This window comes from uncultured Granulicatella sp., from assembly GCF_963528195.1.
GTDB lineage: Bacteria > Bacillota > Bacilli > Lactobacillales > Aerococcaceae > Granulicatella.
In genome coordinates this window covers 1-19,627 of record NZ_CAURVN010000003.1, presented here as the reverse complement: position 1 = coordinate 19,627, position 19,627 = coordinate 1, and the positions used below count along the sequence as shown (strand labels likewise).

24 protein-coding genes are annotated in these 19,627 nt (G+C 32.3%); 23 read left to right on the top strand and 1 reads right to left on the bottom strand.

Annotated elements, in window-relative coordinates; all coding sequences use genetic code 11:
- Nucleotides 1-287: 287 nt before the first annotated feature.
- From RWR88_RS01665 to rpsO, 3 genes are all read left to right on the top strand, one after another.
- Nucleotides 288-722 (top strand): Fur family transcriptional regulator, encoded by a 435-nt coding sequence (locus tag RWR88_RS01665; RefSeq protein ID WP_314349482.1) that lies wholly within the window; start codon nucleotides 288-290, stop codon nucleotides 720-722.
- 18 nt (nucleotides 723-740) lie between these two features.
- A complete protein-coding gene (locus RWR88_RS01660; RefSeq protein ID WP_314450301.1) occupies nucleotides 741-2,195 on the top strand; it encodes a polysaccharide deacetylase family protein in 1,455 nt (484 codons plus the stop codon).
- A 141-nt stretch (nucleotides 2,196-2,336) separates the two neighbouring features.
- Nucleotides 2,337-2,606 carry a 30S ribosomal protein S15 gene (rpsO, locus tag RWR88_RS01655; protein WP_006702365.1) on the top strand — a complete coding sequence of 90 codons (270 nt, stop codon included), beginning with the start codon at nucleotides 2,337-2,339 and terminating at the stop codon, nucleotides 2,604-2,606.
- 98 nt (nucleotides 2,607-2,704) lie between these two features.
- Here the strand turns inward: rpsO and RWR88_RS01650 are convergent, their stop codons facing one another.
- Complete coding sequence (locus RWR88_RS01650) at nucleotides 2,705-3,424, bottom strand: Type 1 glutamine amidotransferase-like domain-containing protein (protein WP_314349480.1); 720 nt, start codon at nucleotides 3,422-3,424, stop codon at nucleotides 2,705-2,707.
- Between the two features lie 116 nt (nucleotides 3,425-3,540).
- Between RWR88_RS01650 and RWR88_RS01645 the strand changes: the two genes are divergently transcribed.
- The 20 genes from RWR88_RS01645 to RWR88_RS01550 all read left to right on the top strand — a co-directional run bounded on the left by RWR88_RS01645 (nucleotide 3,541) and on the right by RWR88_RS01550 (nucleotide 19,099).
- Nucleotides 3,541-4,098: a GNAT family N-acetyltransferase gene (locus tag RWR88_RS01645; RefSeq protein ID WP_314450300.1), complete on the top strand. Its 558-nt coding sequence runs from the start codon at nucleotides 3,541-3,543 to the stop codon at nucleotides 4,096-4,098.
- Nucleotides 4,099-4,206: 108 nt separating this feature from the next.
- Nucleotides 4,207-5,187: a rhodanese-related sulfurtransferase gene (locus tag RWR88_RS01640; RefSeq protein ID WP_314450298.1), complete on the top strand. Its 981-nt coding sequence runs from the start codon at nucleotides 4,207-4,209 to the stop codon at nucleotides 5,185-5,187.
- A gap of 121 nt (nucleotides 5,188-5,308) precedes the next feature.
- A complete protein-coding gene (locus tag RWR88_RS01635; protein ID WP_314349476.1) occupies nucleotides 5,309-5,785 on the top strand; it encodes a VanZ family protein in 477 nt (158 codons plus the stop codon).
- Between the two features lie 87 nt (nucleotides 5,786-5,872).
- Nucleotides 5,873-6,931 carry a competence type IV pilus ATPase ComGA gene (comGA, locus tag RWR88_RS01630; protein WP_314450296.1) on the top strand — a complete coding sequence of 353 codons (1,059 nt, stop codon included), beginning with the start codon at nucleotides 5,873-5,875 and terminating at the stop codon, nucleotides 6,929-6,931.
- On the top strand, nucleotides 6,879-7,949 hold the full coding sequence (gene comGB, locus RWR88_RS01625; RefSeq protein ID WP_314450294.1) for a competence type IV pilus assembly protein ComGB: 1,071 nt from the start codon (nucleotides 6,879-6,881) through the stop codon (nucleotides 7,947-7,949). Before comGA ends, comGB begins: the two co-directional genes overlap by 53 nt.
- A gap of 1 nt (nucleotide 7,950) precedes the next feature.
- Nucleotides 7,951-8,256 (top strand): competence type IV pilus major pilin ComGC, encoded by a 306-nt coding sequence (gene comGC, locus RWR88_RS01620; protein WP_314450293.1) that lies wholly within the window; start codon nucleotides 7,951-7,953, stop codon nucleotides 8,254-8,256.
- 22 nt (nucleotides 8,257-8,278) lie between these two features.
- Nucleotides 8,279-8,725: a competence type IV pilus minor pilin ComGD gene (comGD, locus tag RWR88_RS01615; RefSeq protein WP_314450292.1), complete on the top strand. Its 447-nt coding sequence runs from the start codon at nucleotides 8,279-8,281 to the stop codon at nucleotides 8,723-8,725.
- Nucleotides 8,703-9,116, top strand: a complete 414-nt coding sequence (locus RWR88_RS01610; RefSeq protein WP_314450291.1) for a hypothetical protein — start codon at nucleotides 8,703-8,705, stop codon at nucleotides 9,114-9,116. Before comGD ends, RWR88_RS01610 begins: the two co-directional genes overlap by 23 nt.
- Nucleotides 9,070-9,657 carry a hypothetical protein gene (locus RWR88_RS01605; protein WP_314450290.1) on the top strand — a complete coding sequence of 196 codons (588 nt, stop codon included), beginning with the start codon at nucleotides 9,070-9,072 and terminating at the stop codon, nucleotides 9,655-9,657. Before RWR88_RS01610 ends, RWR88_RS01605 begins: the two co-directional genes overlap by 47 nt.
- On the top strand, nucleotides 9,617-10,006 hold the full coding sequence (locus tag RWR88_RS01600) for a hypothetical protein (RefSeq protein WP_314450289.1): 390 nt from the start codon (nucleotides 9,617-9,619) through the stop codon (nucleotides 10,004-10,006). Before RWR88_RS01605 ends, RWR88_RS01600 begins: the two co-directional genes overlap by 41 nt.
- Before the next feature lie 65 nt (nucleotides 10,007-10,071).
- On the top strand, nucleotides 10,072-10,962 hold the full coding sequence (locus RWR88_RS01595) for a helix-turn-helix domain-containing protein (RefSeq protein ID WP_314450288.1): 891 nt from the start codon (nucleotides 10,072-10,074) through the stop codon (nucleotides 10,960-10,962).
- A 10-nt stretch (nucleotides 10,963-10,972) separates the two neighbouring features.
- The gene (gene pgsA, locus RWR88_RS01590) at nucleotides 10,973-11,560 is read left to right on the top strand and encodes a CDP-diacylglycerol--glycerol-3-phosphate 3-phosphatidyltransferase (RefSeq protein WP_314450287.1); all 588 of its coding nucleotides are present in this window, start codon (nucleotides 10,973-10,975) and stop codon (nucleotides 11,558-11,560) included.
- A 57-nt stretch (nucleotides 11,561-11,617) separates the two neighbouring features.
- Entirely contained in the window at nucleotides 11,618-12,859 is a 1,242-nt protein-coding gene (locus RWR88_RS01585) for a competence/damage-inducible protein A (protein ID WP_314450286.1), read from the top strand.
- 83 nt (nucleotides 12,860-12,942) lie between these two features.
- Nucleotides 12,943-13,998: a recombinase RecA gene (gene recA / locus RWR88_RS01580; RefSeq protein ID WP_314450285.1), complete on the top strand. Its 1,056-nt coding sequence runs from the start codon at nucleotides 12,943-12,945 to the stop codon at nucleotides 13,996-13,998.
- 222 nt (nucleotides 13,999-14,220) lie between these two features.
- Nucleotides 14,221-14,910: a response regulator transcription factor gene (locus RWR88_RS01575; RefSeq protein ID WP_314349463.1), complete on the top strand. Its 690-nt coding sequence runs from the start codon at nucleotides 14,221-14,223 to the stop codon at nucleotides 14,908-14,910.
- A gap of 22 nt (nucleotides 14,911-14,932) precedes the next feature.
- A complete protein-coding gene (locus RWR88_RS01570) occupies nucleotides 14,933-16,393 on the top strand; it encodes an ATP-binding protein (RefSeq protein ID WP_314349462.1) in 1,461 nt (486 codons plus the stop codon).
- Complete coding sequence (locus RWR88_RS01565) at nucleotides 16,393-16,992, top strand: 5-formyltetrahydrofolate cyclo-ligase (RefSeq protein WP_314450283.1); 600 nt, start codon at nucleotides 16,393-16,395, stop codon at nucleotides 16,990-16,992. The genes RWR88_RS01570 and RWR88_RS01565 overlap by 1 nt, the downstream gene beginning before the upstream one ends.
- A complete protein-coding gene (locus RWR88_RS01560; RefSeq protein ID WP_314257175.1) occupies nucleotides 16,964-17,671 on the top strand; it encodes a rhomboid family intramembrane serine protease in 708 nt (235 codons plus the stop codon). The genes RWR88_RS01565 and RWR88_RS01560 overlap by 29 nt, the downstream gene beginning before the upstream one ends.
- Nucleotides 17,672-17,731: 60 nt before the next feature.
- Nucleotides 17,732-18,700: an ROK family glucokinase gene (locus RWR88_RS01555; RefSeq protein WP_314450280.1), complete on the top strand. Its 969-nt coding sequence runs from the start codon at nucleotides 17,732-17,734 to the stop codon at nucleotides 18,698-18,700.
- A gap of 18 nt (nucleotides 18,701-18,718) precedes the next feature.
- On the top strand, nucleotides 18,719-19,099 hold the full coding sequence (locus RWR88_RS01550) for a rhodanese-like domain-containing protein (RefSeq protein ID WP_314450278.1): 381 nt from the start codon (nucleotides 18,719-18,721) through the stop codon (nucleotides 19,097-19,099).
- The last annotated feature ends 528 nt before the right edge of the window (nucleotides 19,100-19,627 follow it).

Here is a 19,627-nt window from a genome sequence, read left to right as displayed (position 1 = left end):
GTATTCATAAGTCAGAATATCGTTTGAAAAAATAGTCATTTAATAAAAATGGACAGGTGAATTTAAAATTTTAGATTCATGTCCATTTTTTATGTATTGACTTTTAATTAATTGGTTAAGCAATTTGCTTGTTTGATAAGTTATTAGTATAATGAAATGAACTATGATAATTAATAGAGTAAGACAATTTAACGCTAGTATTAATATTACAAATATGTTACAATGTTACAGAACGATGTTATCATAGAAGAAATTATCCGAAATTTAAATATTAAAGAAGGGATTCTATGTACGAAAAAGAACTGAAACAATTAAAAGAAAAACTAAGAGAAGATGGCGTAAGAATGACGACTCAAAGAATAGCTATTTTAGATTATTTAGCAGAGGCACATCATCCAACCGCAGAAGATATTTATACAGCTATTGTTGCGAAAGATCCAAATATTAGTATGGCAACCGTTTATAATAATTTGAATAAATTAACAGATGAAGGATATTTACTAGAATTAACGTATGGGGATGATGCTAGTCGATATGATTTTAATATAGGGAAGCATTATCATGTTGTTTGTCAAGAATGTGGTATTGTGGAGGACTTGTTTTATCCCTTATTAGAAGACGTAGAATCAGTTGCAGAAGAATTGATGGGTTATAAAGTTCTAGGGCATCGTATGGAAGTTTTTGGGATTTGTCCAAAATGCCAACAAAATCATAAAATGTAAAGATTAGGAAGAGGAAATATGAAGAGAGACTTGAAAGGTATAAAACGATTAGAACTACCTCAATTAGTTGCAATTGCAATATTGATTTTATTTTTAGTATTAGTAGAGTGGTTCGTAGTCAGCAGTTTAGCAAAAAATCATTTGATTAGAAGAAATGAATCTGTTATGAGAAAAGCTGAAGCAACAGATGCACAGCAGTATAATGAAGCTGTAGAAGTTCAATCTCAAACAATTGGGAATACAGTATTTACGGTGTCATATCCTACTGTTGACCAAACAATCGTAGAACCTATTCAAAAGGAATTAGATGAGTTATTAGAAAAAGCAAAAGAACAATATAAAAATGAATCGAAACGTACTTGGGTATATTTAAAAGTATATCAATCTTCTGTTTTAACAGGCGTGAAAGATGTCTATTATTACCAATCTGTTTACCAAGAAACTAAAAAAGGATTGGAACAGATAGCTTATGATGAATTAGGTCATCAATTAGAAGGAAAAGAAAAATCTGGGACAGCTGTTATTGGTGAATTATTTGTAAATGACTTAGAAGTTACGAATCATTTTGTTAAAAAAGCTATGAACGTAGCTAAGGAACAATCTTTATCTGAAGAACAGACTAACCAATTACTACAAGAATTTGCATATGAAAATTGGAAAAACTTAGATGCATCTATTATTCAAAATGGATTTAGATTCAACTTGAAAGAACCTATTCAAACTAGTAACGGAGAAAAATTGACTCAAATTTCATTTGCGTTCCAAGAACTATTTCCAATTTTAAAAAGTGATCGTATTCCTGAATCAGAACAAGAAGCATATGAAAATTGGAAAAATCAATTAGAGGAACGTTTAAATGAAAAACGTGTGGCAATTAGTTTTGATGATGGTCCAAGTAGTGAGTTGACTCCGAAAGTTTTAGATATTTTAAAACGATATGGAGTTCATGCAACATTCTATATTATGGGAAAACATGTTCCAGGAAATGAAGAGATTATTAAGCAAATTATTGAAGAAGGACATGAGGTAGGAAATCATTCTTACAGCCATCCATTATTAACAACATTAACTCCTGAAGGTGTTCATCAACAAGTAGCAGATACTCAAAAATTAATTGGAGATGCTACTGGCGGAATTCGTCCAACAACTTTAAGACCTCCATATGGTGGATTTAACCGTATGGTTGCAGAACAAGCAGGAATTGCTATTTTAAATTGGTCTGTAGATACTTTAGATTGGAAGAGTCGTAATGTAAATAGTATTCTTCAAGAAGTAAGAGAAGGAACTTATAATGGTTCGATTATTTTGATGCATGACATTCATCCAGAAACAGTTGAAGCTTTACCAAGTCTGTTGAATTTCTTACAAAAAGAAGGATATGCAATTGGTTCAATTGAAGAATTAATGGGTGGACAAGCAATGTTACCAAATCATGTATACTTCGATAGAAAAACACATAAAGAAGTTCAATAATAAAACTATCAAATTACTTGATTTTTTGATAGAGTTACGTTAATCTATTAGTGTGTTTTAACACGGACCTTGTACCGAGTTTTACGATTCACCAACGTTTTACTCAGTAGAAGGAATAATATAAGAAAGAGGTGTTTAGAAATGGCTATTTCTAAAGAACAAAAAAACGCAATCATCAAAGAGTACGCGATTAAAGAAGGAGATACTGGTTCACCAGAAGTACAAATTGCTGTACTTACTTACGAAATCAATCACTTAAACGATCATATTCGTGTACACAAAAAAGACTACCACTCAAACCGTGGTTTATTGAAAAAAGTTGGTCACCGTCGTAACTTATTAGCTTACTTACGTAACAAAGATATCCAACGTTACCGTGAGTTAATCAACCGTTTAGGTTTACGTCGTTAATCAAAAGATTCAACAAGTCTCACTCCATCGTTTTTCGATGGGGTGTTTTTTATTATCAAAAAAGACGACCGAAGTCGTCTTAATAGGTTAATGATTGTTTAAAGTGAAATAATCTGATCATTTGTATTAATTTTTTTGAAAATTTTATCTTTTAAGAGATAAGCTTCTCCGTATAATTCTTCCATTCCATCATGTCCATAAATATAAGTCCCATCTGGGAAAATGTAAAATTCTTGATTCATGCTATCTTCCGTAGCAATTTCTTTAATGACATGTTTTCCATCTAAATATTCGTGTTTTAAAAAATTATAGTGAGGAATTACTTGCTTCGTTGTCAGTCCTAAACCTGTTAGAAATCTTTGGTAATCTGGATTTATACTTTCCCCTTCTAATTCAGGATGAGCGTAAACAGTTTTTGCTGCATTCATTGTTCCAGCGCTAATGCCAATAATGACCCCTTCAAAAGACTGGATTTTTTGAGCTAGTTGAATTTCTTGGAAAAACTGATTTTGTGTAGGGACATGACCACCTGATAAAATAACTAAATCTACTTCATTTAAATATTCTTGAACATCTACTGTTTGACGGTGGTCAAAAATAATAAATGGATCAAAATGAAGTCCAACTTCTTCAAAGCCTAATTTTGTATAAGAAGAAAAGTCATCTGTTAATTCATATGCATCTGGGTCAGATGAAATATATAAGGTTTTAATCGTTGTTTTGCCAAGTGCATTTTTTAAGTTTTCAATAAAACCATTAGCGGAGTTTACTTTATAAGATTCAGGAATACTTGCACTACTTGTTAAAAAATATTTCATAAGATTCATCCTTTCGAGTTCTATAAGCATAGCCTAAGAGAGAAAAAATTTTTTGTCAAGAATGAAGCTGTGGTATACTACAAAAAATGAAAATAGTAATATGAAAGGAATTTTGAATGGCAATTAGAGTAGCAACAATAGAAGATGCAGCAGCATTAGTTGAAATTTATCGATATTATGTAGAAAAAACAGCGATTACTTTTGAATATGATGTTCCAAGTGTTGAAGAATTCGAAAGAAGAATTCAAACGACTCTTGAGAAATATCCATATTATGTAGTCGAGGAAGAAGGAGAAGTGCTAGGATATGCTTATTCAGGCCCTTTTGCGAGTCGGAAAGCTTTTTCTTGGTCAGCAGAAATTAGTATTTATTTAAAACAAAATCAACAAAAAAAAGGATATGGAAAAAAATTATATCAATTAATGGAAACTACATTACAAGAATTAGGATATCAAAATGTCTATGCTTGTATTGCAACACCTGAAGTGGAAGATGAATATTTAACAAATAATAGTGTTCAATATCATGAATATATGGGCTATCGATTAGTAGGAGAATTTAAACGATGTGGTTATAAATTTGATCGTTGGTATCATATTGTTTGGATGGAAAAATGGATTGGAAAACACGAAAGTCCAATAGAAGAGCCAAAAAGATTTTTAGATTACATATAAACTTTGTGAAAAAACTATCTATCCGTTGTTGTTAAGCAGTTTCTTTGATATCAGTTTGTGCAAGTGGTATACTGAGTACTCATTAAGAAATTACTTTGGAGGTAGTTTATGTCAAAAAAAATTCGAGTACTATTGTACTATAAATATGTATCCATCGAAAATGGAGCACAATTTGCTGCAGATCATTTGGAATTTTGTAAATCAATTGGACTAAAAGGACGTATTTTAGTCGCTGATGAGGGAATTAATGGAACTGTTTCAGGAGATTATGAAACAACTCAAAAATATATGGACTATGTTCATTCTTTACCAGGAATGGAAGACTTATGGTTCAAAATGGATGAAGAAGAAGAACAAGCTTTCAAAAAAATGTTTGTTCGTTACAAAAAAGAAATCGTTCATTTAGGATTAGAAGATAATGATTTTGATAATGATATTAATCCTTTAGAAACAACTGGAGCCTACTTATCTCCTAAAGAATTCAAAGAAGCATTATTAGATGAAAATACAGTTGTTTTAGATACAAGAAATGATTATGAATATGATTTAGGACATTTCCGTGGAGCAATTCGTCCAGATATTCGTAACTTCCGTGAATTACCACAATGGGTTCGTGATAATAAAGAAAAATTCATGGACAAGCGTGTAGTAGTATATTGTACAGGTGGAGTTCGTTGTGAGAAATTCTCAGGATGGATGGTTCGTGAAGGATATAAAGATGTAGGTCAATTACATGGTGGTATTGCGACTTATGGTAAAGATCCAGAAGTACAAGGCGAATTATGGGATGGAAAAATGTATGTTTTTGATGAACGTATTGCAGTAGATATCAACCATGTAAATCCAGTTGTAGTCGGAAAAGATTGGTTTGATGGAACTCCATGTGAACGTTATGTAAACTGTGCAAATCCAGAATGTAACCGCCGAATTTTAACTTCAGAAGAAAATGAAGCAAAATATATCGGTGGATGCAGTCATGAATGCCGTGTTCACCCAAGAAATCGTTATGTTGCTGCTAAAGGATTAACTCCTGCAGAAGTAATGGAACGCTTAGCAGTAATTGGAGAAGAATTGCCAGTACAAGCTTAATATGATAAAAAATCTTATTGTAACGGATGTTATAGTAAGAGTTTTTGTTTTTTTAAAATCGCTTGACAATTTGTATACAGTAGCCAATAATGAGTTTATTCTAGTAAATAGGAGGGATTCTATGACAAGAACCACTAGAGGAACGGTATCGATTATCATTGCCATTGTATTAATGGGACTTATTTTTTACAGTTCGTCAATGCCGTATCATGATCAATCGCTTGTTTCAAACATACAGACAACTTTACCATTTCAACCTTTTTCTGAAATGCTATCAAAAATTCATTTTACTTATGCAGGAAAAGTGATTAGTATTCCAAGTTTAGGATATGCTCAATTTCTTGAATTTTTCATTCGGAAGGGAGCTCATTTCTTAGTTTACTATTTCATTGGCTATCATTGGTCTAGAGGGCTAAAAATTCACCTAAAAAATCCAGTTTGGAGTTTAATGATTGCGATTTTTATTACTGTGTTATATGCCATAACAGATGAGTTTCACCAAGGATTAACCCCAGGGAGAACACCGTTAATACAAGATGTAATTTTAGATAGCTTAGGTGGGATTTTTGGAGCATTATTAGGATTTATAAAAAAATAATAAAAAAAGTCGAGAAAAAAATTTTTTCTCGACTTTTTTGCATATATATATAGTGACTAGTCAATTTTTTGTAAAGGAGGGAGAAAAATGGAGGAGCTTACGAATGAAATTTTATTGGCAGCACTCCAATTCCGCATTGATGACATTCATTTATTGCCCTTTGGTGAGGAGTATCGTTTTTATTTACGAGATGGAGAGCAATTATCCTTACTAAAGACAATTGATTCGGATACTGCTAATCGGTGGATTACCTTTATGAAGTATCGGTCTGGAATGGATGTAGGGGAAAAACGTAGACCACAAAGTGGTGCAATGAAATATGCATTGAGGAATGGAACAAGTATAGAATTACGTTTATCAGTGATTACAAACTTTAAAATGCAAACATCAGTTGTCATTCGTTTATTACATTTATCGATGGAGGAGAATAAATCTGGAGAGTTATCTACTTATTTTCCAAAAGATATTGAGCTTCTTCAAAAAATGTTGCATTACAAAAGTGGGCTAATATTATTTTCAGGACCTGTTAGCTCCGGAAAAACTACAACAATGTATCACCTGTTAAGAAATCGTGTCAGTGATACAAATTTACAAGTTATCACAATGGAAGAACCAGTTGAAATGAGTGAACCGTTGTTTTTACAAACAGAAATTAATGAAAAAGCAGGAATTACGTATGAATTACTGATTAAAAGTTCATTAAGGCATCATCCTGATATGATGTTAATCGGAGAAATTCGTGATGAAATGACGGCTAAAATGGTTATTCGGGGTGCATTAACAGGGCATTTAATGTTGGCGACGCTTCATGCAAAAGATTGTAAAGGAGTCATTTCAAGGTTAGAGGAATTAGGAGTTACAAAAGATTTATTAAGACAAACATTAGTGGCAGTAGTCGCACAACGTTTAGTACCGAGATATTGTTCTCTTTGTCAAAGCCATTGTTGCTTCCACTGTAATCACATTCCTCTTTCAAAGAAAAAGGCAACGTTATTTGATATTGCGTATGGAATTTCATTGCAATATTTAATTCAAGAAGAAGATATGTTGAATCCTTTGGAACATCCGTTTAATAGAAAGTTGAGGAAAGCTTATGCACTTGGATATATTTCAAAAGAAAGTTTTGAAGCCTACCAAATCTATTAAGAAATGGTCTAACAAAACACAAGCGTTATTTTTAACACAAGTAGGAGAACTACTAGAAGAGGGATTTACATTACAAGAAACTTTGGAATTTGCCAAATTACTCATTCCAAAGCAAGAACAAGTGATTGATAAAATGATGAAACAATTATTGATAGGTGAGAGATTTGATGAAGTTTTACATCTTGTAGGTTATTCTGATTCCATTTGTTCGCAAATTTATTTATCCATGTCGACAGGTTCCTTTGCACTTTCTTGTTTGACAATTGGACAATATTTAACACAAAAAGATCTTCAACTAAAAAAATTACGCCAAGTATTAATGTATCCATGTATTTTAATTGTGTTTCTAGTTTGTATGGTTGCTGCGATTCGTTATTTACTATTAGGGCAACTGCAATCCATGGTTCAAGTAGAGAGTGTCAAAGAGCATATGATGCTTTATTTGATATGGAATGGTTTTGTTCATTTACCTTGGATTGTTTTAGGAATCAGTCTGTTTATTGTTACTGTAGCAAGTATAGTGTATGTATATTGGAAAAATAAAACAATTTTGTACCGTCTACGCTTATTAATTCGCCTACCTATTGTAGGAAGTATAGTTCGTCAATATTACACATTTTTATACGCTAGAGAATTTGCCTACTTTTTAGGAAATGGACAGTCATTGCTGCAAATGATTGAACAGATGAAACAAGCAGGTACAAGTCCATTAACAAAGGCTATTGCTGAATTTATTGAAAGTAAAATGCAAAAAGGAATTTCATTTGCAGCGGCGATTGATCAATTGAAGTTATTTCAACAACCACTTATTTTACTAATTGTACAAGGAGAACTAACTCACCAATTAGACATTAAATTACGACAATTTTCCAAAAATTCATTTGAAGATTTTAAAGGAACACTGGAAAAGAAAATAATGCTTGTTCAGCCAGTTTTATTTATTGGAATTGGGCTAATGATTATGTCAATGTACATTATTTTAATGTTACCAACGTTAACAATGATAGGAGGAAATTAAGATGAAAAAATTATTAAAAAAGAAAAAAGGTTTTACATTAATTGAATTACTCATTTGTCTATTTATTATTGGGCTGATGATGTTACTTATTATTCCAAATATTGCTAAACAAAGAGAAGAAGCACAAAAGAAATCGGATACTGCGATTGTGAAGGTTGTTGAAAATCAGAAAGAACTATACAAATTAGACAATAAATCAGATAAAGATCCGAGTATGGAGGATTTAAAGAAGGGGAAATATATTACTCAAGAACAAGAAGAAGCCTATAATAAGGCAACAAATAAAGCTTCAACTAATTCCCAATAATTAAAGAGGTGGAGGAACTTCTATGAAAGCTCATGCATTTACTTTAGTAGAATTACTCGTTTCTCTTGGTATTCTACTCGTATTATTATGGTTAGTTCCTCCTGCTATAGTGGATTTTGGAGAAACGTATCAAGAAAGAGTGTTTATAAAGCAGTTTGAGAATGATTTGAAATTAGTACAGGCAAGTGCGCAAGCGACAGGTAGAGATTCAAAGTTAAAAATTAATCAAGTCAGCCAAGATACTTACACACTTATTTTTGCAGAAGATGAAAAAACGAAAGTTATTAAAGAATTTCCAAAAACTATACATTATTCTGGAGAGTTTAATGTTGAATTTAATGGTGAAACAGGAAATATTACAACCTTTAACCAATTTCCAAGTATTACATTTAAAGGAAAAAAATATTCATATACTTTTACATTTCAATTAGGAGGAGGTAGATATTATGTTAAAGTTTCGAAAAATTAAAGCTTTCGCCTTTGTAGAAGCTCTCCTAGCTTTAATGATTGCGACTTTAACAGTATTATTACTTTCATTTGTATTAGGCGATTCCGTAAAAAGAGAACAGCAACATAAATGCATTTTAAATGAATACTCGAATCAATTAATGAAGTTACATGAAAGTAGACCTTCAGTAAGTTATACAGAAGAAAAAACTACATTAACGACTTCTTCAGCAAAAACAGAGGATACAAATTCTTCAAATAAAAATACTCATAAAACTAAAGAAATCATTCATTTGAAAAAAATCAATTCAAAAACTCCAGTAACTTCTGTGAGCATTCATTGTGGTCAGGAGGAGGTGGTTCGAATTGAAAGAATGGGTTCAAAAGAAAAAGTCAGCCTTTCTCCTCATTGAACAATTAATGGCATTAGCGATTTTTGCAGTTAGTATGCTACTAATTAGTGGAGTTTATCAAGTATTATTAAAAGTGCAAAATAAATTGGAAGTCCCTAATTATATAGAGTGGCATTTAATGGTTGAGCAAATGGATACTCATTTACAAGGCTATGCTAGGCCTACGATTGTATTTGAACCCAAATTTGAAGATGGACGTCCAACAAAGGAAGGAGCTTATTTTATTAGAGCTGAGCCAGAGATGGATGATAAGAAAGCTAGACTATGGATTAGTAAGGAAAAAGATGAGAGAAAAGGCTACCATCCATTATTAATAGGATATGAAAAGATGTTTCTTCATAGTGAAAAAGATGGAGTGCGTCTGAAAGGAATCTTACGAAATAACGAAAAATTTGAAACATATTTTATTCCAGGGAATCGTGTTATTTCAGTTGAAAAAGAAATCATTCAAAAAGAGGAATCCACTTCGAGTAAAGAAGATCATAAAAAGGAGGACTCTCATGATAAAAAATCTAACAAAGCATCAAAAGATAAAAGCTAGTTTAGTAGTTCCTTTTTTAGCTTTACTATTTATTACAAGTTTAGTTACGGTTGCTTTCTATCAAATTAGAGTCGCAAATGCGAATCAGTATCGTTTACTCCGTGATACGTATCGACTGAAAATAATGTTAGAATTAACAACTCAAAATTTAGATAGTCATTTAGAAGTAAAAGATAATGAAATGATTTTTCCAACGAGAATAGACTTTTCGACTGGAAATGTAGAAATTAAATGGGATGAAAAAAGTAAAGTTTTTGAATTAAGTGCTCATTTAAAAAATGGTTCTACTCGTTCTGAAAAAGTTTATCTTGTATTTAATGAGAAGAAAGTTAACGAAAAAACACAGTGAATGAGTTTGTTTCATATGCAATCTATGGTATACTTTTCATGATAATATGAAAAGTTGGTGGTTAAATGGAACAAACAATTGGAGAAATCTTAAAACGTGCTCGTCAATTAAAAGGATATACTTTAGATGACTTGCAACAAATCACAAAAATTCAAAAAAAATATTTAATTGCGATCGAAGAAAATGATTTCGATTTAATGCCTGGAGACTTTTATACTCGTGCATTTATTAAACAAGTAGCAGAAACAGTTGGAGTAGATGGTGTTCGTTTGTTAGAAGAATTCGAATTAGAAACTCCAAAAAATCCTGGAGGAATTCCAGAGGAAGAATCTGTATTGGCAGATAAAAAATTTATCTCAAGTCGTTTATCCAATAATAGAGAGGCGCAAACTTCTGTTACAAAAGCTTGGGGACAATTTAAAAATTATTTACCTACAATTTTATTAGGAATGTTAGCTGTAGCAATCGTATTTGCGATTGCACAGTCATTACTGAATAAACGTTCAACTCCGAAGCCAGCAGCAGTTGCAACAACTGTAACAGTTCAAAATACAACAACAGCTGAAAAAGCAGAAGAAACAACTGTGGCAGAAACAACACAATCAACAACAACTACAAAAGAAACAAAAGAAACAAAAGAAACAACGATTCGTTATTCATATGCAAATGGAAATTCATTATATTACACAGCAAAATTAGCTGAATTTCCTGCAAATTTAGTAGTAACAAACCGTGCAAGAACACAATTATGGGCAAGAATTACTGCAAATCAAAAAGTAGTAGCTGATGGTGCTCCTACAACAGGACAACAATTAGTAGGATCAATTCCTGAAGGAACAAATTCAATTGTTTTAAACTTCGGTTATACACCAGTTGGTACCATTACTTTAGCAGGACAAGAAATTCAAATTCCTGATGGAGTAAGTGCTACAGCCATTTATATTACAGTGGAATAGAGGGAATAGCATGAATATTGCCAATCGATTAACTATTGCTCGAATTGTTATGATTCCTTTGTTCTTACTAATGATGTGTTTTCCAAAAGATACTTTAGGAATGGTGAATGTTTTTCATTCAAACTTAAGTGTTAGTTGGGTATTGGCAATGATTATTTTTACGATTGCTAGTATTACAGATTTTTTAGATGGATATTTAGCTAGAAAATATCACTTAATTACAAACTTTGGAAAATTTGCCGATCCTTTAGCAGATAAATTATTAGTGATGACGGCTTTTATTACATTAGTAGGAGCTAGTGTCATTCCAATGTGGATTGTAGCAGTGATTGTATGTAGAGAACTAGCTGTAACAGGACTTCGTTTATTATTAGTGAATGATGGTGAAGTACTTGCAGCAGCATGGCCTGGAAAAGTTAAAACAGCAACACAAATGTTAGCGATTATCTTTTTATTGATTGATGATTTTCCAGTAAAAGGATTGCCGTTTTCAATTGGAACGTTTTTGCTATATGTTTGTTTAGTTGCAACAGTTTATTCAGGAGTAGATTACTTTATAAAAAATAAACATGTTTTTGCAGATTCATTTTCTGTTTAATGGTGGAGGCTGGGATTTACCCAGCCTTTTGTTTTTTATAAATGAGGAGTAGAAAGTATGAAAGCAGAAATTATTACAGTCGGTACAGAATTATTAATGGGACAAGTTATTAATACAAATAGTGCAACTATTGCTAGAGAATTAGCAAAGTTGTCTATTCCAACTTATTACCAACAAACTGTTGGAGATAATCCAGAAAGAATGTTTGAAAGCATTCAACTAGCTAGTAGTCGTAGTGATTTAATTATTTTAAGTGGTGGATTGGGACCTACAACAGATGATATTACAAAACAAGTTTTAGCGAAATTTGTTCAAAGAGAATTAGTAGAAGATGAAGAAGCAATGGATAAAATTATTCGTTTCCATAAGCAATCTCATCGTCCAATGAGCCCTAATAACCGACTTCAAGCATTGGTTTTTAAAGGTGAAACAGTTTTTAAAAATCATAATGGGTTAGCGATTGGTGGAGCAGTAGAAACGGATTCAACTATTTTCATTGTTTTACCAGGCCCTCCAAGTGAATTAAAAATGATGCTTGAAAAAGAGGCGATTCCATATTTAAAAGATAAAGTTTCCAATGAAGGAACTTTTGTATCTAGATATTTACGTTTCTTTGGAATTGGAGAATCTAGATTAGTCACTGATTTAGAAAAATTAATTGAAGAACAAACGAATCCAACAATTGCTCCATACGCAGGAATGTATGAAGTTGTTCTTCGATTAACAGCAAATGGAGATACAACAGAAGAGTGTGAACAGTTATTAGATGAATTAGAAGAAAAAATAGTATCTGTGGAACGTGAATATTTTTATGGATATGGAGAATATGAAACACTATTATCCATTACAAGTGAATTATTAAAAAATAGTGGATTAAGTATCGCTTCTGCAGAAAGTTTAACAGGAGGACTCTTTGCTTCAACATTAATTTCTGTTGAAGGAAGTTCACAATATGTACTTGGTTCTTGTGTTGCTTATCAAGAATCTATCAAGAAAAATCAATTACAAGTTTCTCAAGAAATATTAGAAAAATATGGAATGGTCAGTGCTGAGTGTGCCGAAGCGATGGCAGAAAATGTGCGAACAATATTTGGGAGTGACCTTGGAATTTCTTTTACAGGAATAGCGGGCCCATCACCAATGGAAGGAAAAGAAGTAGGAACTGTATTTGTTTCATTAGCAGATGGGGTAGAAACAAAAACAATAGAATTACATTTAGCAAGAAATCGTAATGGTAACCGTGAATTTGCGGTTCAATATGGACTTAATGAGCTAAGAAAATATTTATTAAAAAAATAACAGAACAAATGTTCGTTTTTCTTGCTTTCACTATTGAGTATAGTGTATGATAAGGATGAATTAAGAGGACATGGAGGTTTAAGATGGTAGAACAAGAAAATCGTCAACGTGCATTAGATGATGCATTGAAAAAAATCGAAAAAAGTTATGGTAAAGGTGCAGTAATGAAATTAGGAGAAAAAGCTGATTCGCAAGTTCAGACTGTTTCTTCAGGTTCATTAGCATTAGATATTGCATTAGGAGCAGGTGGATACCCTAAAGGAAGAATTATTGAAATTTTCGGTCCTGAATCAAGTGGTAAAACAACAGTTGCTTTACATGCGGTAGCAGAAGTACAAAAACGTGGTGGAGTAGCAGCCTTTATCGATGCGGAACATGCTTTAGATCCAGAATACGCAAGAGCATTAGGCGTTAATATTGAAGAATTATTATTATCTCAACCAGATACTGGTGAACAAGGATTAGGAATTGCAGATGCATTAGTGGCTTCAGGTGCAGTTGATATCGTAATTGTCGACTCAGTAGCTGCATTAGTACCACGTGCAGAAATTGAAGGAGATATGGGACAATCTCATGTGGGGCTCCAAGCTCGTTTAATGTCTCAAGCGCTTCGTAAATTATCAGGAACAATTAACCGTACGAAAACAATTGCAATCTTTATTAACCAATTACGCGAAAAAGTTGGAATTATGTTCGGTAATCCAGAAACAACACCTGGTGGTCGTGCATTAAAATTCTATGCAAGTATTCGTTTAGATGTTCGTCGTAGTGATCAAATTAAAAATGGAGCAGAAATTTTAGGAAATCACACTAAAATTAAAGTAGTGAAAAATAAAGTTGCGCCACCATTTAAAACAGCTGAAGTGGATATTATGTATGGAGAAGGAATTTCTCAAATTGGAGAAATTTTAGATATGGCTTCTGATTTAGATTTAGTGAAGAAGAGCGGTGCTTGGTATGCCTATAATGATGAAAAGATTGGACAAGGCCGTGAAAATGCGAAGAAATACTTAACGGAACATCCTGAAATTGTTGATGTTTTAACACAAAAAATTCGCACTCACTATAATATTGGTGGAGAAGTCCTTTCTCAAGAAGTCGAAGATTTAGGTCAAACAAATTTATTAGATGAAGAATAGTCATAGAAGGGAGAATGAACTGGAATAGCTCATTCTCTTTTTTTAATATAATTTGCAAAATATTTATAGATTTAAAAATACTTCCACTATTTACTTCTGTAAAAAGTCAAAGAAATTCATTATGATAGTGTTTTTTTTATGGAAGGGCTATAATGAGATGAGAGAATGTGATATTATTAGTATGAATCTTAAAAAATATTAGGGTGAGGTGTATCCATGTCGATGAATCAAAGAATCTTAATTATTGAAGACGAAAAAAATTTAGCACGATTTGTAGAATTAGAATTACAACATGAAGGATATGAAACAAAAATTTGTTTTGATGGGCGTAGCGGATTGCAAGCTGCAACAGATGAAAATTGGGATGTAATTTTATTAGATTTGATGTTGCCAGAACTAAATGGATTAGAAGTTGTACGTCGTTTGCGCCAAGTTAAGAAAACTCCTATTATTATCATGACTGCTAGAGATTCTGTAATGGATCGAGTAACAGGATTAGATCAAGGGGCAGATGACTATGTTGTAAAACCGTTTGAAATCGAAGAAATATTAGCGAGAATCCGTGCATTATTTAGAAGATTAAGTATTGAGGAAGAGGCACGTGTTCAAAAACAAACGATTTTAGAATATCGTGATTTAGTCATTGAAAAAGAAAATCGTACAGTACGTCGTAATGGGGAATTAATTGATTTAACAAAGAGAGAGTATGAATTACTATTAATGTTAATGGAAAATATTAATGTTGTTCTTTCTCGAGAAGTTTTATTAAACCAAGTATGGGGATATAAGATGGAAGTTGAAACAAATGTTATTGATGTATATATTCGATATTTAAGAAATAAAATTGATATTCCAGGACGTGAAAGTTATATTCAAACAGTTCGTGGGACAGGTTATGTAATGCGTCGTTAATCAAGTCTAAATGGAGGATATCATGAAAGTAAAACATGAAGAAACTTCCGTTGGGAAAAAATGGTGGTTGATTATTTCGACCACTATTTTTTTACTATTATCATTGGTGACAGTTGGATTTTTAGGATTTGAAATTCATCACTATCAAAGCCAAGAGGTAGTTTTAACGGAAAAATATCGAGAACAATTAAGTGAAAAATTATCAGAATATGAATCACCAGTAACATCCGCTAATATTGTAGCAGTGTTGAATCAAAATAATAGTTATCAAAAAGATAAAGATGGAATTTATCAAAAGAAATTTTATACCAATGATCAACAATTTAATGTACAGGTGTATGGAACAAATCGGAAAGAAATTTTTAAAACACAATCATGGAATGATGGAGAAGCTATTGGGAATGATGTAAAAACGATAGTGAAAAAATTGAAAAATGGACAAACGATTGTTCAAACATCTACTCCAATACTTTCTAATAAATCAAGAGTATTGATTGGATATTTGTCTATTACGAATCGATTAGTTAATTTACAACAATTAAAACAGGAATTAAATCAACTAGCTCTTATTACCATTTTTGTGTCAGGTATCATTGCAGTTGTTTTAGGATATTTGTTATCGTATCAGATGACAAAACCGATTAAAAAAATTCAAGAAATCATTTCATCCATTAGTGAAGAAAATATTTCAACGAAGCGAATCAAAGTTTCAGAAAAGAACGATGAATTTGCAATTGTTTCTGAACATTTTAATGAATTATTAGATAAGATTAGTTTTTATATTGAACAGCAAAAACATTTCGTCGAAGATGTTTCTCATGAATTAAGAACACCTGTAGCGATTGTAGAAGGACATTTAAAGCTCTTAAATCGATGGGGAAAAGACGATCCAGAAGTTTTAGAAGAATCTTTACAAGCTTCACTAGTTGAGTTGCAAAGAATGAAAACATTAGTACAAGAAATGCTTGATTTATCTCGTGCACCTCAAGTGAAAGAACAATATAAAGATGCTACAACGAATGTTACTGAAGTTGCCAAGCAAGTAGTGCATAATTTCAGAGTGCTATATCCTGAATTTACATTTACATTTGATGATGATTTAAAGCGTGATTTATGGATTCCTATTTATTTAAATCATTTAGAACAAGTAGTCATTATTTTAATGGATAATGCTGTGAAATATTCTCTTGATCGAAAAGAAATTATTTTAAGTTTATCAAAAGGTGAAGAGCATGTAGAAATTGCTGTTCAAGATTTTGGAATGGGAATGACGGAGGAAGATCGTAAAAAAGTTTTCTCAAGATTTTATCGTGTAGATAAAGCACGTTCAAGAGAAAGAGGCGGTAATGGTTTAGGATTATCCATTGCTAAGGAATTGATAGAAAGTTATGATGGAGAAATTTCTGTCACAACTTTATTAAATCATGGCTCTATTTTTAAAATTACTTTACCTTTGACAAAGAAAGATAAAGGTAAAAAATAATGGAAATTGTAAAAATGGATAAAGTAGATGCGAGAAAAATTGCAAAAGAAAATTTATTGCGTTTATCTTTAGAAAAAAGAAACCCTCAAGAAGAATTGATATTAGATTATTTACGACATCTTCCTGAATGGAAAGAAGCAAAAATCATTGCATTAACGAAGGCAATGCCTATTGAGTTTTCATTGGAAAAAGTTGTAAAGTTAGCTAGAAATATGAATAAGAAAATTGTAGTTCCCGTAACTTTACCGCATCGACAAATGAAATTTGCATTTTGGGATGAAAAGACACAGTTTCAAAAAAATTTCTTTGGACTAGAAGAGCCTATTCAACCAATTTGGGTGGATGAAGAGCAAATTGATTTAGTCATTGTTCCAGGACTGGCTTATTCAAAAAAAGGAGAGCGATTAGGATTTGGTGGAGGTTATTATGATCGTTTCATAGAACAACAGAACTTTTCTACCATTAGTTTAGCTTATCAGGAACAAGTTTATGAAGAAGCTGTTTGGAATGTGGAAGTATTTGATCAAACGGTTCAAATTCTTATTACAAAAGAAGGAGTGATTCATTCAAATGAATTATTGGAAAAAAGAGAGATATAAAAGAACGATTTTACAAAATTTAACGTTTTCTAATTTATTTTTACTCATACAAATTATTATGTTTATCATAATGACATTAAAGGGTGGTTCAACGAATCCAGGAATTTTAGTTTATTATGGTGCAAGAGCTAATGCATTTATTATTTTACTTCATGAATATTGGCGTTTTATCACACCGATATTTTTACATATTGGTCTTGAGCATTTTGCGATGAATAGTTTATTTCTTTATTTCTTTGGAAATCAATTAGAAAGTATCGTTGGTCATGGAAGATTTTTAGTCATTTACTTATTAAGTGGTATTATGGGAAATCTTGCCAGTTTTGCTTTTAATGCTCAGCATATATCAGCGGGGGCAAGTACTTCATTGTTTGGTTTATTTGGATTGATGCTCTATTTATCAACAAGACATCGTTACATTTATGCCTTTAGAGAATTAGGAATGCAATATATGGCATTATTAGTGATGAATTTAATAACAAGCTTATTTTCAAGTACTATAGATCTTTGGGGTCATATTGGTGGATTAGTAGGAGGTTATGTCATATCTTCAGTTATTTCATTTAGAGGAGACCGAGTGACTAAAATGTATGAAAGACTACTATTTGCGATTATTTACATTTTGATTGCTATTGTATTGTTTAAAATCGGAATTGAAATAGGAAAAGAAATGCTATGAAAACTGTATACTAACTGATATACTATAAATAAAATGAATACGTTTTATGAGGTGAAGAATATGAATAAAAAAATTATCGGGATTGATTTAGGAGGAACCTCAATTAAATTTGCTATTTTAACACAAAATGGTGAAATTCAAGAAAAATGGTCTATTCCAACAAATATTTTAGATGAAGGAAGCCATATTGTTCCAGATATTATTCAATCAATTAAACATAAACTAACGCTGTTAGGCTTAACAAAAGATGACTTTTTAGGAATTGGGATGGGATCTCCTGGTGTTGTGAATCGCCAAGAAGGAACTGTTATTGGTGCGTATAATTTAAACTGGAAAACATTACAACCAATTAAACAACAAATTGAATCAGAATTAGGTTTATCATTTTATATTGATAATGATGCGAATGTGGCTGCCCTAGGTGAAAAATGGGTTGGCGCAGGAAATAATGAACCAGATGTTGTTTTTGTAACACTAGGAACTGGTGTTGGTGGTGGAGTAATTGCCGGTAACCAATTAATTCATGGGTTTAGTGGTGCTGGTGGTGAGCTTGGTCATATTGCAGTTGATTTTGAAGATCCAATCTCTTGTACATGCGGCAAGAAAGGTTGTTTAGAAACTGTAGCAAGTGCAACAGGTATTGTTAACTTAACTCGTCGTTATGCAGAACAATATGCTGGAGATTCTGAATTGAAAGCAAGAATTGATGACGGGCAACAAGTCACTGCTAAAGATGTTTTTGATTTGGCAAAAGAAGAGGATAAATTAGCGTTAATCGTGATTCGTCATTTCTCAGAATATTTAGGTGTAGCATGTTCTCATATTGCGAATATTTTAAATCCTTCAAGAATTGTCATTGGTGGTGGCGTGAGTGCTGCTGGTGAATTTTTATTAAAAGGTGTTCGTGAAGAATTTGAGAAAAATGTTTTCCCACCAATTAAAGAATCAACTGTTTTAGCTTTAGCTGAATTAGGTAATGATGCTGGGGTTATTGGAGCCGCTTCATTAGTATTAATTGGAAAATCTTAATCAGAGAGGTAGTATTGTATGTTATTTTGGATTGTTTGGAGTATTTTAGCAGTATATGTTGCGTATATTGCAGTATTATTTTGGATGCGTCGTAGTGCAGCTGAAACTTTAGATGTAACGGAATTTAGTAAAGACTTACGTCATGGTCAATTAATTGATTTGCGAGAAAAGGATGAGTTTAGAGCTGGTCATATTTTAGGTGCTAGAAATATTCCTTATTCTCAATTTAAAGATCGTATGTTTGAATTAAGAAAGGATCAACCGATTTATTTATATGAGCAAGGGATGACAATTTCTGGAAGAGCAGCGTATCGTTTGAAACGTAAAGGTTATTCTAATATTTTCATTTTGAAAAATGGATATGACGCTTGGAATGGGAAGGTCAAAAAAGGATACTAGTATTAAATTAAGACTTTGTCTGTTGTAGCATAGGACGCCAGTAGCCAGCGAAGCTGTCTCTTGGCTAAAATTTGAGCCTAAGGTCTCAAATTTTCCTTGTACTAGAAGCTAGAGTAGCTTCTAGTACTCGTGCTACCACGAAAAGTCTTTTTAATTTGACGTGATTTAACGAGAGTTCGTTAGCAAGGAGACTTTGTCTGTTGTAGCAAGGGACGGCAGCAGCTTCGCGAAGCGAATCTCATGCCTAAAAATCGAGCCTAAGGTCTCGATTTTCCCCGAGTAAGAGTAGCCAACGTGGCTACTCTTACCCTTGCTACGACGAAAAGTCTTTTTAATTTGACGTGATTTAACGAGAGTCCGTTAGTAATGAGACTTTGTCTGATGTAGCAAGGGACGGCAGCAGCTTCGCGAAGCGAATCTCATACCTAAAAATCGAGCCTAAGGTCTCGATTTTTATTTGAAACCAAGTACGTAAAAAAGACAAAAAGATACTACCTATGCTATAATGTAAGTGGAAAATTTTTTAAA